A 12,830-nucleotide genomic window follows, 5' to 3' on the forward strand; every position below is an offset into this window, starting at 1 on the left:
GGCAGCGGCGGTGGGCAGGGCCGGCGAAATCGCCAAGGCCAGGGACAGGGTCAAGGGCAGGGCGGTCGGCGCGATGGTGCGCCGGGCGGCGGCGGCAACCAGCCCGATCCGATGAAGACCTCGCTGGGCTACATCGGCGCCGACAGCTTCTCGCGCCAGCGCAAGGAGCAGCGTCCGCGGCGGGGCGGCGGTGGCGGCCCTTCCGGCGGCAATTTCGGCGGGCAAGGCGGCGGCGGCAACCGCCGTCGCGGCAGATAGAAGCACTCGCCAGGCCCCACTTCTTTGTGGGGTTGCGCCAATTCTCTCGCCCAGGGTGGCATCGGCGGCCCGGCAAAGCCGGCTCTGCGGTGTCCCACTGGGCTCCGCAAAGTGGCGTGCCCTTGCCGCCCGCGACATTCGTCCACATGTCACGGGAGGCGATGGAGACGCCGGTTAAAATCACGGGCTTTGTCAAGGGAGCGCAGCCGCGGGCTGCAGCTTGACGGAACTCCTCGAAATCCAAGCAATCAGGAAAGCACTTCAATGGCCATCGAACGCACCCTCTCCATCATCAAGCCCGACGCCGTCGCGAAGAACGTCATCGGCAAGATCGTTTCCCGTTTCGAGGCTGCCGGCCTCAAGATCGTCGCCGCCAAGCTGGTCCAGCTGTCGCAGGCCGATGCCGAGCAGTTCTACGCCGTGCACAAGGAACGCCCCTTCTTCGGCGACCTGGTCAAGTTCATGATCTCCGGCCCCGTGTTCGTGCAGGCGCTCGAAGGTGAAGACGCCATCGCCAAGAACCGCGACCTGATGGGCGCCACCGATCCCAAGAAGGCTGCTGCCGGCACCATCCGCGCCGACTTCGCCGACAGCATCGACGCCAATGCCGTCCACGGCTCCGACGCCGTCGAGACCGCCAAGGTCGAAATCGCTTTCTTCTTCCCCGAGCTCAAGGCCCGCTGAGGCGGAGCCCGCCCCCAGCAATGACCACGGCCAACCTGCTCGATTTCGATCTCGAGGGGCTGGCCGCGTTCTGCGAAAAGCTCGGCGAGAAGCGCTTTCGCGCCACCCAGCTGTTCCGCTGGATCCATCAACGCGGCGCGAGCGACTTCGCGCAGATGACCGATCTTGCCAAGTCGCTGCGCGAAAAGCTCGCCGGCACTGCGCGCGTCGAGGCCTTGCCGGTGCTCACGCAGCAGGAATCGGCCGACGGCACCATCAAGTGGCTGTTCGATGTCGGTGACGGCAATGCGGTCGAGGCCGTGTTCATTCCCGAAGACGACCGGGGCACGCTGTGCGTGTCGTCGCAGGCGGGCTGCGCCGTCGGCTGCCGCTTCTGTTCGACCGGCCACCAGGGCTTCAGCCGCAACCTGAGCACCGGCGAAATCGTCGCCCAGCTCTGGTTCGCCGAGCACTTCCTGCGCAAGCACCTGAAACGCGACGAGCGCGTCATCTCCAACGTGGTGATGATGGGCATGGGCGAGCCGCTTCAGAACTACACGGCCCTGGTGCCGGCCCTGCGCACCATGCTCGACGACAACGCCTATGGCCTGTCGCGCCGACGCGTCACGGTGTCGACCTCGGGGGTGGTGCCGATGATCGACCGGCTCGGCGCGGACTGTCCGGTTGCGCTGGCCGTCTCGCTGCACGCGCCCAACGACCCGCTGCGCGACGAACTGGTGCCGCTCAACCGCAAGTACCCGCTGGCCGAGTTGCTCGACGCCTGCAAGCGCTACCTGGCGCATGCGCCGCGCGACTTCATCACCTTCGAGTACTGCATGCTCGACGGCGTGAACGACCAGCCCGAGCATGCGCGCCAGCTCATCGAGCTGGTGCGTTCGCAGGGCGTCTCCTGCAAGTTCAACCTGATTCCCTTCAACCCCTTCCCGGCATCCGGCCTGCTGCGTTCGCCGCCGCCGCGCGTGCTGGCCTTCGCCAAGCTCCTGAGCGAAGCCGGCATCGTGACCACCGTGCGCAAGACCCGCGGCGACGACATCGACGCGGCCTGCGGCCAACTGGCCGGCGACGTGAAAGACCGGACGGATGCAGCCCGTCGAATGGCGCAGCGGCGCACCGTCGTGCTGCACCCGCGCAGGAAGCCAGCGCCTTCCACCGCCCAGGAGCAATGAACCGATGACCCAGGTCCCCTCGATCGCGCAGCAGCGGATGACGCAAATGCTCTTCGGCGTCGCCGCCGCTGTCCTGTTGGCGGGCTGCGCGGCACGGGACACCAGCGTGCCCAGCACGGCAGGCAATGCCGCGGGCATCGTCACCGACTCCGACGAGGGCAATGCACGCAAGCGCGCGCGCCTGCGGCTCGAACTGGCGATCGGCTACTTCGAGCAGGGCCAGCCGACCGTGGCGCTCGACGAAGTCAAGCAGTCGCTCGCGGCCGACCCGACTTTTCCCGAGGCGTACAACCTGCGCGGCCTGATCTACATGCGCCTGGACGACGCGGGCCTGGCCGAAGACAGCTTTCGCCGAGCGATCGCGCTGAACCCGCGCGAACCCAACACCCTGCACAACTACGGCTGGCTCCTGTGCCAGCAGAACCGCTTCGGCGATGCGCAGCAGCAGTTCTCTGCGGCGTTGGCCATTTCCAACTACGGCGAACGCGCCAAGACGCTGATGACCCAGGGCGTGTGCCAGCTGCGCGCCGGCCAACGTGCCGACGCAGAGCGCAGCCTGACGCAGGCCTACGAGCTCGATGCCGGCAACCCCGTGATCGGCTACAACCTGGCTTCGCTGCTGGTGCAGCGCGAGGAATGGTCGCGCGCGCAGTTCTACATCCGGCGCATCAACAACGGCCCGTCCGCCAACGCCGAGACACTGTGGCTGGGCATCAAGGTCGAGCGCAAGCTCAACAACCGGGAGGCGGTGGGACAGCTCGCCGGCCAGCTGCAGCGGCGCTTCCCCCAATCGCGCGAGGCGGTGGCCTATGAGCGCGGTAGCTTCAATGATTGAGAAGGCGAGCGAGTTCGGCGCCTCTGCAGCGGCGCCCTTGATCACTGTCGACCGCTCCCACATGACGGCCGGAGATATGTTGCGCGCGGCCCGCGAGGCCCACGACCTGCACCTGGACGTGGTGGCAGCGGCGCTCAAGGTGACGCCGCAGAAGCTTGCGGCGCTGGAGGCCGACGACATCGACGCCTTGCCCGACCCGGTCTTCGCGCGTGCACTGGCCGCGAGCGTGGCCCGGGCCCTGCGCATCGATCCGGCGCCCGTGCTTGCCAAGCTGCCCGGTGCGCAGCCATCGGGGCTGGCCAATGCCGACCGCACCATGAGCAGGGCACTCCCCTCGCAGGCGCGCTCCGGCAATCCGTCGGGCCTGCCTTCACGCGCCTTGCTGACGGTGGTCGTGCTGCTGCTGGTCGGCGCCGCTGCCATCTTCTGGCTGCCGCAGTCGATCTTCGACAGCCTCGGCGAGACCGTGGCCCACATCACCAGCCCCTCGTCGGGCGATGCAGGCGAGGCGCAGCCGGCGACAACCACCGCGACCGCTGCCGCAGCGCCGGGCACGGTGATGGAGCAGGTCCAGCCCGTCATGCCAGCCATGCCCGCGACGTCGGGCACTGTCGCCACCGCAGCGCCCGCGTCCGCGACACCGGCGACCTCCGCCGCGACCGGCTCGCCTGCCGCCGGCGGCGACCTGATCGTCTTCACGGCGCGCGAAGAATCCTGGGTGATGGTGAACGAGGCCGGCGGCAAGTCGCTGCTGCGCCGCACCGTGCAGTCCGGCGAAACCGTCGGCTTGACCGGCACGCTGCCGCTCACGGTCGTGATCGGCCGTGCCTCCGGCGTCGATGTGCAGGTGCGCGGCAAGGCCTTCGACCTGAAGCCATTGACCAAGGCGGGCGGCGTCGCCCGTTTCGAGGTGAAGCCATGAGCGATTCCATCACCGGCCTCTCGTCCAACTCCGTGGACGGGCAACCCATCGAGGCCGCATCGCCCAGCCCGCGCCGTTCGCGCCAGGCCAGCGTCGTCTGGGGGCCGCGCACTGTCACCGTGGGCGGCGATGCCCCGGTGCGCGTGCAGTCCATGACCAACACCGACACGGTCGATGCCATCGGCACGGCCATCCAGGTCAAGGAATTGGCCCAGGCCGGGTCGGAGATGGTGCGCATCACCGTCAACACGCCCGAGGCGGCGGCCCAGGTGCCCTACATCCGCGAGCAGCTCGACCGCATGGGCGTCGACGTGCCGCTGATCGGCGACTTTCACTACAACGGCCACCGGCTGCTCACCGATTTCCCGGCCTGCGCCGAGGCGCTGAGCAAGTACCGCATCAACCCCGGCAACGTGGGCAAGGGTGACAAGCGCGACCGCCAGTTCGGCCAGATGATCGAGGCCGCGATGCGCTGGAACAAGGTGGTGCGCATCGGCGTCAACTGGGGCAGCCTCGACCAGGAACTGCTGGCCAGCCTGATGGACGTCAACAGCCGCCGGGCCGTGCCCTGGGACGCGAAGCAGGTGATGTACGAAGCACTCGTGAGCTCGGCCATCGGCTCCGCGCAACTCGCCGAATCCATGGGCATGCGCGGCGACCAGATCATCCTGAGCTGCAAGGTGAGCGGCGTGCAGGACCTGGTCTCCGTCTACCGCGAGTTGGCCCGGCGCTGCGACTACGCGCTGCACCTGGGCCTGACCGAAGCCGGCATGGGTACCAAGGGCACGGTGGCCTCGGCCACCGCGCTGTCGATCCTGCTGCAAGAGGGCATCGGCGACACCATCCGTGTGTCGCTCACGCCCCAGCCGGGTGAATCGCGCACCCAGGAAGTAGTGATCGCCAACGAGATCCTGCAAGCGCTCGGCCTGCGCGTTTTCGTGCCCAGCGTCACCGCCTGCCCGGGCTGCGGCCGCACCACGAGCACCACCTTCCAGGAACTGGCCAAGCAGATCGACGACTACCTGCGCATGCAGATGCCGGTCTGGCGCACCAAGTACCCGGGGGTCGAGACGATGAAGGTCGCCGTGATGGGCTGCATCGTCAACGGCCCCGGCGAGAGCAAGCATGCCGACATCGGCATCAGCCTGCCCGGCACCGGCGAGGCGCCGGCCGCGCCCGTCTTCATCGACGGCGAGAAGGCGCTCACGCTGCGCGGCGAGAACATCGCTGCCGAGTTCCATCAACTGGTCGAAAACTACGTCGAAAAGCGCTTCGGTGCAGCCACTGTCGCTGCCTGAGCATCACATCCATGGCTGACAAACTGAATGCCGTCAAAGGCATGAACGACACCCTGCCGCCGGAATCGGCGCGCTGGGAATGGCTCGAGAGCATCGTGCGCGAGGTGGCCTCGCGCTTCGCCTACCGCAACATCCGAACGCCCATCCTCGAGCACACGGCGCTGTTCGTGCGCGGCATCGGCGAGGTGACCGACATCGTCGAGAAGGAGATGTATTCCTTCCACGACCGCTCCGACAAATACGGCGACAACGACCACCTGACGCTGCGCCCCGAGAACACTGCCGGCATCGTGCGTGCCGCGATCGAGCACAACATGCTCTACGACGGCGGCAAGCGGCTGTGGGCCATCGGGCCGATGTTCCGACGCGAGAAGCCGCAGCGCGGGCGCTTCCGGCAGTTTCACCAGATCGACTTCGAGGCGCTCGGCTTCGCCGGACCCGATGTCGACGCCGAACTGGTGCTGCTGGCTTCGGCACTCTGGAAGGCGATCGGCCTGACCGACGTGCGCCTGGAGATCAACAGCCTGGGCCAGCCGGCCGAGCGTGCGCAACATCGCGCCCAGCTCATCGCCCATTTCGAGGCCCATGCCGACCAACTCGACGAGGACGCGCAGCGCCGCCTGCACAGCAACCCGCTGCGCATCCTCGACACGAAGAACCCCGCGATGAAGTCGCTGGTGGAAGCTGCGCCGAAGCTGATCGACTTTCTCGGCGCCGAATCGCTGACCCACTTCGAAGGGTTCAAGGCCATCCTCGATGCCAACGGCGTCGCTTACACCGTCAATCCGCGCTTGGTGCGTGGCCTCGACTACTACAACCTCAGCGTCTTCGAGTTCGTGACCGATCGGCTCGGCTCGCAGGGCACCGTGTGCGCCGGCGGCCGCTACGACGGCCTGTTCGAGCAGCTCGGCGGCAAGCCGGCGCCCGCGGTGGGCTGGGCCATCGGCGTGGAGCGGGTGCTCGACCTGGTGAAGGAGCAGGGTACCGTGGTCCCGGTGTCGGTGCCCGACGCCTATGCGGTGGTGCCCGACGCGGCCGCGATGCCGTTGGTGCTGCGTACGCTGCAGCAACTGCGAGAAGCCGGCGTGCGCGTGCAGATGCACGCGTCCACCGGCGACGGCATGGGCAGTTTCAAGTCGCAGTTCAAGAAGGCCGACGGCAGTGGCGCCAACTACGCGCTGATCTTCGGCGCCGACGAACTGGCGCGCGGCGAGCTCACGGTCAAGTCGTTGCGCGACGGTGCCGGCGCCCAGGTGGCGCGGCCTCTGGCCGACCTGGCGGCCTGGGCCGCCACCCTACAATCCCCGGCTCCCAACAACTGACAGCGCATGGCAACCCATCTCGACCTCGAAGAACAGGAACAGCTCGACCAGCTCAAGCATTTCTGGAACACCTATGGGACGCTGATCACCTGGGTTCTGCTGCTGGCCGCCGGCGCGTTCCTGGCATGGAACGGTTGGCAGTACTGGCAGCGCGATCAATCGGCGCGCGCCGCAGCGCTCTATGACGAACTCGAGCGCGGCGCCCAGGCCGGCGACACGGCACGCGTCGAGCGCGCGTTGGCCGACATGAAGAGCAAGTTCGCCTCCACCGCCTACGCGCAGCAGGCCGGCCTTTTGGCCGCCCGCGTGCTGCACGACAAGGGCAATGCCGACGCTTCGCGCGCCGCGTTGTCGTGGGTGGTCGACAAGGGCACCGACCCGGGCTACCAGGCCGTTGCCCGCCTGCGGCTGGCCGGAGAGCTGATGGCTGCCAAGTCCTACGACGAGGCGCTGAAGCAACTGTCGGGCGCCATGCCCAGCCAGGAGTTCGAGGCGCTCGCGGCCGACCGCAAGGGAGACATCTACATCGCCCAGGGCAAGCGCGAGGAGGCCAAGGCCGAGTACCGCAAGGCCTGGTCCGCCTTTTCGCCGGGCAACGAGTACCGCCGACTGGTCGAGATCAAGCTCAATGCGGTCGGCGTCGATCCCGTGAGCCTGGCCCCGGCGGCCGCGCCTGCTGCCGCCGTACCTGCCGCCAACGCATCCGCTGCCAAATAACACACCATGAATTCCTGCTGCCGTTCGATGCTTTCCGTCTCCGTTCTGCGCGCGGGTGCCGCCGCGCTCGCGATCGCCGCGCTGGCCGCCTGCTCCGGCACGCCCAAGCCGAAGCCGGCCGAACTGCCGCCGGTGCAAGCGGTGATGGGCGTGCGCCAGGCCTGGACCATCCGCATCCCGAAGGTCGAGTTCCCCCTCGTCACCGACGTGAGCGGCGACATGGTGACGGTCGGTTCGAGCGACGGCACCGTGGTCATGATCGACGCGCGCTCGGGCCAAGAGGCATGGCGAGCCAATGTCGGCGGGGCGCTGGTCGCCGGCGTCGGCAGCGATGGGTCGCTCGCGGCAGCGGTCACTTCAGACAACGAACTCGTCGCGCTGCAGGGCGGCAAGGTGCTGTGGCGCCAGCGGCTCACCGCGCAGACCTACACCGCGCCCCTGGTGGCCGGCCGCCGCATCTTCGTGCAGACGGCCGACCGCACGACGAGCGCCTGGGACGGCCAGACCGGCCGCCGCCTGTGGTCGCAACAGCGTACCGCCGAGAACCTCGTCCTCAAGCGTCCGGGCGTGATGCTCGCAGTGGGCGACACCCTGGTGGTCGGCATCGGGGGGCGGCTGGTCGGCATCAACCCCGCCAACGGCAGCTCGCGTTGGGAATCGCCCATCGCAGCGCCGCGCGGCACCAACGACGTCGAACGCCTGGTCGACCTGACCGGCAGCGCGAGCCGCGTCGGCGACTCGGTCTGCGCACGCGCCTACTACGCCACCGTCGGCTGCGTGGACACGTCGCGCGGCACCCTGGTGTGGACCAAGCCTGCGAGCAGCGCCGAGGGCCTGAGCGGTGACGACCGCTTCGTTTACGGCACCGAGGAGAACGGCAACGTCGTCGCCTGGCGCCGCAACGACGGCGAGCGCGCCTGGCAGGTCGACCGCTTCAAATACCGCACGCTGACCGCGCCGCTGGCCGTGGGGCGCTCGCTGATCATCGGCGACAGCACCGGCTTCCTCCACGTGCTGTCGCGCGAGGACGGCGCCACGCTGAACCGCCTGACGCCTGATGGTTCCGCCATCGCGGCGCGGCCCGTGCTGGCGGGCAATACGGTGGTCGTGGTCACGCGCAACGGCGGCGTGTTCGGCTACCGGCCCGAGTAACGGCCGAGCGCTCGACCATGAAACCCGTCATCGCGCTGGTCGGGCGCCCCAACGTCGGCAAGTCGACGCTGTTCAACCGCCTGACCCAGACCCGCGACGCCATCGTCGCCGACTTCGCCGGCCTCACGCGCGACCGTCACTACGGCAATGGGCGCCAGGGCCGGCACGAGTTCATCGTGATCGACACCGGCGGCTTCGAGCCCGACGCCGGCAGCGGCATCTTCAAGGAGATGGCCAAGCAGACACGCCAGGCAGTGGCCGAGGCCGACGTGGTCATCTTCGTGGTCGATGCGCGGGAAGGCCTCTCGGCGCAGGACCACGACATCGCCAACGAGCTGCGCCGCCTCGGCAAGCCCTGCGTGCTGGCCGCGAACAAGGCCGAAGGCATGCAGGAAGGCGTGAAGCTGGCAGAGTTCTACGAACTGGGCTTCGGCGAAGTGCACGGCATCTCGGCGGCGCACGGCCAAGGCACCCGCGGGCTCGTCGAGCTGGCCCTGGAGCCCCTGGCCTTGCCCGAGCCGGACGAAGACGACGACGAAGCAGACGTCAACAAGCCGATCAGGCTGGCGGTGGCCGGCCGGCCCAACGTCGGGAAGTCCACGCTCATCAACACCTGGCTGGGCGAGGAGCGCCTCGTCGCCTTCGATCTGCCGGGTACCACGCGCGACGCGATCTCGGTGCCCTTCGAACGCAACGGCCAGCGCTTCGAGCTGATCGACACGGCCGGTCTGCGGCGCAAGGGCAAGGTCTTCGAGGCGATCGAGAAGTTCTCGGTGGTCAAGACGCTCCAGGCCATCGAGTCGGCCAACGTGGTGCTGCTGCTGATCGACGCCACCGAGGGCGTGACCGACCAAGACGCCCACATCGCCGGCTACGTTCTCGAAAGCGGTCGTGCGGTGGTGATCGCGATCAACAAGTGGGACGCGGTGGACAGCTACCAGCGCGAGCAGATCCAGCGCCAGATCGAGACCCGGCTTGCCTTCCTCAAGTTCGCCTCGCTGCACTTCATCTCGGCCGTCAAGCGCCAGGGGCTCGGTCCGCTCTGGCAGGCCATTGCCCAGGCCCACAAGTCGGCCACGCGCAAGATGTCGACGCCGGTGCTCACGCGGCTCCTGCAGGAGGCCGTGCAGTTCCAGGCGCCCAAGAAGTCGGGCATGTTCCGCCCCAAGATGCGCTATGCGCACCAGGGCGGCATGAACCCGCCGGTGATCGTGATCCACGGCAATTCGCTGGAGCACGTGACCGAGGCTTACAGGCGCTTCCTCGAAGGCCGCTTTCGCAAGGAGTTCGACCTGGTCGGCACGCCGTTGCGCATCGAGTTCAAGACGCAGCAGAATCCCTTCGCCGACAAGGAAGGCTGAGCCCGCCGCTGCGCCCCTGCATGGCGCGTCGACGCCTCATTCCGGGGCAGGCGAAAGCGCGGAGCAACGGCGCGGTCACGAGTTCCGCCATTCGAGCGCCCATATTTTGTGGGGGCGATCAGGGTTTCGTGCTGCGGTGCGGAAGTGCTGTGTTATGGTGACCAGTCCAACAACTACTCTTGAACACGGAGAATATCGTGAGCAATAAAGGGCAACTTTTACAAGACCCCTTCCTGAATACCTTGCGTCGAGAGCACGTGCCAGTGTCCATCTATTTGGTCAACGGCATCAAGCTGCAAGGTCAGATCGAGTCTTTCGATCAGTATGTCGTGTTGCTTCGCAACACGGTGACCCAGATGGTCTACAAGCATGCCATCTCCACCATCGTGCCGGGCCGGGCGGTCAACTTCTCGGCTTCCGAGAGCGACGACGCTGCCGCCTGACGGCACGAAGCGCGGTGGCCCCGGCTGCCGCGCTTTTTTCTCATTGATACCGCTTGTCTGAACTGAATTCCCGAAAAGAGGGGGCCGTCGTTCTCGTCGGCGTCGATTTCGGGCTGCCCCATTTCGACGGCGAACTCGAAGAACTCGGCCTGCTCGCGCAGACTGCCGGCCTCGAGCCTGTCGCGCGCCTGGTCGCCAAGCGCCGTGCGCCCGATGCAGCCCTGTTCGTCGGCAGCGGCAAGGCCGACGAGATCCGCGAGCTCGCCGAACTGCACGGCGCCAGCGAGGTCATCTTCGACCAGGCCCTGAGCCCGGCGCAGCAACGCAACCTCGAGCGCCAGCTGGGCGTCGCCGTGTACGACCGCACCTTCCTGATCCTCGAAATCTTCGCCCAGCGCGCGCGCTCGCACGAAGGCAAGCTGCAGGTCGAACTCGCGCGCCTTCAGTACCTCAGCACGCACCTGGTGCGGCGCTGGTCCCACCTGGAGCGGCAGCGCGGCGGCATCGGCACGCGTGGCGGCCCGGGCGAAACGCAGATCGAACTCGACCGCCGCATGATCGGCGACGCCATCCGCCGCACGCGCGAGCGCCTGTCCAAGGTGCAGCGACAGCGCGGCACGCAGCGCCGCCAGCGCGAGCGTCGTGACACCTTCAACATCTCCCTGGTGGGCTACACCAACGCCGGCAAGTCTTCGCTGTTCAACGCGCTCGTGAAGGCACGCGCCTATGCGGCCGACCAGCTCTTCGCCACGCTGGACACGACCACGCGCCATCTTTACCTGGGTGACGCGAATCGCAAGGTGTCGATCTCCGACACGGTGGGCTTCATCCGCGAACTGCCCCACGGCCTGATCGACGCCTTCAAGGCCACCCTGCAGGAGGCGGTCGATGCCGACCTGCTGCTGCACGTGGTGGACGCTTCCAATCCGCACCACCCCGAGCAGATGGCCGAGGTGCAGTCGGTGCTGAAAGAGATCGGCGCCGATACGGTGCCCCAGCTCCTCGTCTTCAACAAGCTGGACGCGATCGACGCAGCACAGCGGCCGCTCGCGCTGGTCGACGAGATCGAGGTCGACGGCGCGCAGGTGGCGCGCATCTTCCTGAGCGCGCACAGCGGCGAGGGCCTGCCCGCCCTGCGGGCAGAGCTCGCACGGCGTGCGATGTCGTCGTCGCAGCCCGGCATGACCCCAGAGCCTGGCGCCGAATTGCACGACGGCGTCGGCGCATTGGCACAATCCCCTCACTGACCAGAGAAGACGACGAATGAATGCAAAGCCAGTGTGGAGACGGTTTCAGGGCATGTTCAACCTGAACGACGGCCGTTGGGGGCGAGGCGACGAGCCCTCGTCGAACGGCGACCGTCCGAATGCCAACCGTCCTGACGAGGACGCCGGGCCATCCGGCAACAACAACAACAACAGCAACAACAACAACCGGCCGCGCGGCCAGGGTCAAGGCCCGAACCAGGGGCCACCCGACCTCGACGAGCTCTGGCGTGACTTCAACCGCAAGCTCGGCGGGCTGTTCGGTGGCGGCCGCGGCGGCAACGGTGGGCGTCCCACCGGCGGCAATGGCGGCGGCAACGGCATGAAGCCCGACATGAAGAACGCCGGCGTCGGCCTGGGCCTGGTGGCGGCGGTCGCGGTGCTGATCTGGCTGGGTACCGGCTTCTTCATCGTGAACGAAGGCCAGCAGGGCGTGATCACCCAGTTCGGGCGCTACAAGGCAACCGTGGGTGCCGGCTTCAACTGGCGCCTGCCGTATCCGATCCAGCGCCACGAGATCGTGGTGGTGACCCAGATCCGTTCCATCGACGTGGGCCGCGACACCATCGTGCGCTCCACCGGCCTGCGGGACTCGGCCATGCTGACCGAGGACGAGAACATCGTCGAGATCAAGTTCGCCGTGCAATACCGCCTGAGCGATGCGCGCGCCTATCTCTACGAGAGCAAGACGCCGACCGACGCCGTCGTGCAGGTCGCCGAAACGGCCGTGCGCGAGGTGGTCGGCAAGATGAAGATGGACGCGGCGCTGGCCGAAGAGCGCGACCAGATCGCGCCGCGCGTGCGCGCGCTGATGCAGAACATCCTCGACCGCTACAAGGTGGGCATCGAGGTGGTCGGCATCAATGTGCAGCAGGGCGGGTTGCGTCCGCCCGAGCAGGTGCAGGCGGCGTTCGACGACGTGCTCAAGGCCGGCCAGGAACGCGAGCGCACCAAGAACGAGGCCCAGGCCTACGCCAACGACGTGGTGCCGCGTGCCACCGGTACCGCTTCGCGGCTGCTCGAGGAGTCCGAAGCCTACAAGGCCCGCATCACGGCGCAGGCCCAGGGTGATGCGCAGCGCTTCAGCTCGGTGCTTGCCGAATACCAGCGCGCGCCGCAGGTCACCCGCGACCGCATGTACACCGACGCGATGCAGCAGATCTACACCAACACCACCAAGGTGCTGGTCGATTCGAAGCAGGGTTCGAACCTGCTGTACCTGCCGCTCGACAAGCTCATCCAGGGCGCCGGTCCGGGCGGCGCAGGCGCGCCGGTCGACGGTGCCACTCCGAACGTGGCCGGTACCGCGCCGCCGCAGTCGTCGGTGATTCCCGTCGCGCCCGTCGAGTCCCGCGCCCGCGACGGCCGCTCGCGCGACCGCGACGTGCGCTGAGGAGCAACACAACA

Annotated in this window: 12 protein-coding genes and 1 pseudogene; all 13 read left to right on the forward strand. The window is 67.8% G+C overall.

The window, feature by feature from the left end; genetic code table 11:
- Positions 1-258, forward strand: a pseudogene (locus B0W80_RS34405) (23S rRNA pseudouridylate synthase B); the annotation flags it as partial.
- A 264-nt stretch (positions 259-522) separates the two neighbouring features.
- Complete coding sequence (gene ndk, locus B0W80_RS06945) at positions 523-942, forward strand: nucleoside-diphosphate kinase (RefSeq protein WP_076998394.1); 420 nt, start codon at positions 523-525, stop codon at positions 940-942.
- Between the two features lie 20 nt (positions 943-962).
- The gene (gene rlmN, locus B0W80_RS06950; RefSeq protein WP_076998395.1) at positions 963-2,108 is read left to right on the forward strand and encodes a 23S rRNA (adenine(2503)-C(2))-methyltransferase RlmN; all 1,146 of its coding nucleotides are present in this window, start codon (positions 963-965) and stop codon (positions 2,106-2,108) included.
- Positions 2,109-2,112: 4 nt separating this feature from the next.
- Positions 2,113-2,943 carry a type IV pilus biogenesis/stability protein PilW gene (gene pilW / locus B0W80_RS06955; RefSeq protein WP_076998396.1) on the forward strand — a complete coding sequence of 277 codons (831 nt, stop codon included), beginning with the start codon at positions 2,113-2,115 and terminating at the stop codon, positions 2,941-2,943.
- Between the two features lie 61 nt (positions 2,944-3,004).
- Entirely contained in the window at positions 3,005-3,865 is an 861-nt protein-coding gene (locus B0W80_RS06960) for a helix-turn-helix domain-containing protein (protein ID WP_256856510.1), read from the forward strand.
- A complete protein-coding gene (ispG, locus tag B0W80_RS06965) occupies positions 3,862-5,163 on the forward strand; it encodes a flavodoxin-dependent (E)-4-hydroxy-3-methylbut-2-enyl-diphosphate synthase (protein WP_076998398.1) in 1,302 nt (433 codons plus the stop codon). Before B0W80_RS06960 ends, ispG begins: the two co-directional genes overlap by 4 nt.
- 11 nt (positions 5,164-5,174) lie before the next feature.
- Positions 5,175-6,485 (forward strand): histidine--tRNA ligase, encoded by a 1,311-nt coding sequence (hisS, locus tag B0W80_RS06970; protein ID WP_076998399.1) that lies wholly within the window; start codon positions 5,175-5,177, stop codon positions 6,483-6,485.
- A 6-nt stretch (positions 6,486-6,491) separates the two neighbouring features.
- On the forward strand, positions 6,492-7,202 hold the full coding sequence (locus tag B0W80_RS06975) for a tetratricopeptide repeat protein (RefSeq protein ID WP_076998400.1): 711 nt from the start codon (positions 6,492-6,494) through the stop codon (positions 7,200-7,202).
- Positions 7,203-7,208: 6 nt separating this feature from the next.
- Positions 7,209-8,354, forward strand: coding sequence for an outer membrane protein assembly factor BamB (gene bamB, locus B0W80_RS06980; RefSeq protein WP_076998401.1), 1,146 nt, complete (start codon positions 7,209-7,211; stop codon positions 8,352-8,354).
- A 17-nt stretch (positions 8,355-8,371) separates the two neighbouring features.
- The gene (gene der / locus B0W80_RS06985) at positions 8,372-9,715 is read left to right on the forward strand and encodes a ribosome biogenesis GTPase Der (RefSeq protein WP_076998402.1); all 1,344 of its coding nucleotides are present in this window, start codon (positions 8,372-8,374) and stop codon (positions 9,713-9,715) included.
- A gap of 197 nt (positions 9,716-9,912) precedes the next feature.
- The gene (gene hfq, locus B0W80_RS06990) at positions 9,913-10,158 is read left to right on the forward strand and encodes an RNA chaperone Hfq (protein ID WP_076998498.1); all 246 of its coding nucleotides are present in this window, start codon (positions 9,913-9,915) and stop codon (positions 10,156-10,158) included.
- A gap of 53 nt (positions 10,159-10,211) precedes the next feature.
- Positions 10,212-11,405, forward strand: a complete 1,194-nt coding sequence (gene hflX, locus B0W80_RS06995) for a GTPase HflX (protein ID WP_076998403.1) — start codon at positions 10,212-10,214, stop codon at positions 11,403-11,405.
- 52 nt (positions 11,406-11,457) lie between these two features.
- Entirely contained in the window at positions 11,458-12,816 is a 1,359-nt protein-coding gene (gene hflK / locus B0W80_RS07000; protein ID WP_076998404.1) for an FtsH protease activity modulator HflK, read from the forward strand.
- The last annotated feature ends 14 nt before the right edge of the window (positions 12,817-12,830 follow it).

This window comes from Variovorax sp. KK3 (assembly GCF_001984055.1).
Classification (GTDB): domain Bacteria; phylum Pseudomonadota; class Gammaproteobacteria; order Burkholderiales; family Burkholderiaceae_C; genus Variovorax.

Bases quoted from the DNA above. Each gene is read 5' to 3' on its own strand.
- B0W80_RS06975 (WP_076998400.1), top strand. From the start codon at position 6,492: ATGGCAACCCATCTCGACCTCGAAGAACAGGAACAGCTCGACCAGCTC.
- ndk (WP_076998394.1), top strand. From the start codon at position 523: ATGGCCATCGAACGCACCCTCTCCATCATCAAGCCCGACGCCGTCGCG.
- bamB (WP_076998401.1), top strand. From the start codon at position 7,209: ATGAATTCCTGCTGCCGTTCGATGCTTTCCGTCTCCGTTCTGCGCGCG.
- pilW (WP_076998396.1), top strand. From the start codon at position 2,113: ATGACCCAGGTCCCCTCGATCGCGCAGCAGCGGATGACGCAAATGCTC.
- B0W80_RS06960 (WP_256856510.1), top strand. From the start codon at position 3,005: ATGACGGCCGGAGATATGTTGCGCGCGGCCCGCGAGGCCCACGACCTG.
- hflK (WP_076998404.1), top strand. From the start codon at position 11,458: ATGTTCAACCTGAACGACGGCCGTTGGGGGCGAGGCGACGAGCCCTCG.
- ispG (WP_076998398.1), top strand. From the start codon at position 3,862: ATGAGCGATTCCATCACCGGCCTCTCGTCCAACTCCGTGGACGGGCAA.
- der (WP_076998402.1), top strand. From the start codon at position 8,372: ATGAAACCCGTCATCGCGCTGGTCGGGCGCCCCAACGTCGGCAAGTCG.
- rlmN (WP_076998395.1), top strand. From the start codon at position 963: ATGACCACGGCCAACCTGCTCGATTTCGATCTCGAGGGGCTGGCCGCG.
- hisS (WP_076998399.1), top strand. From the start codon at position 5,175: ATGGCTGACAAACTGAATGCCGTCAAAGGCATGAACGACACCCTGCCG.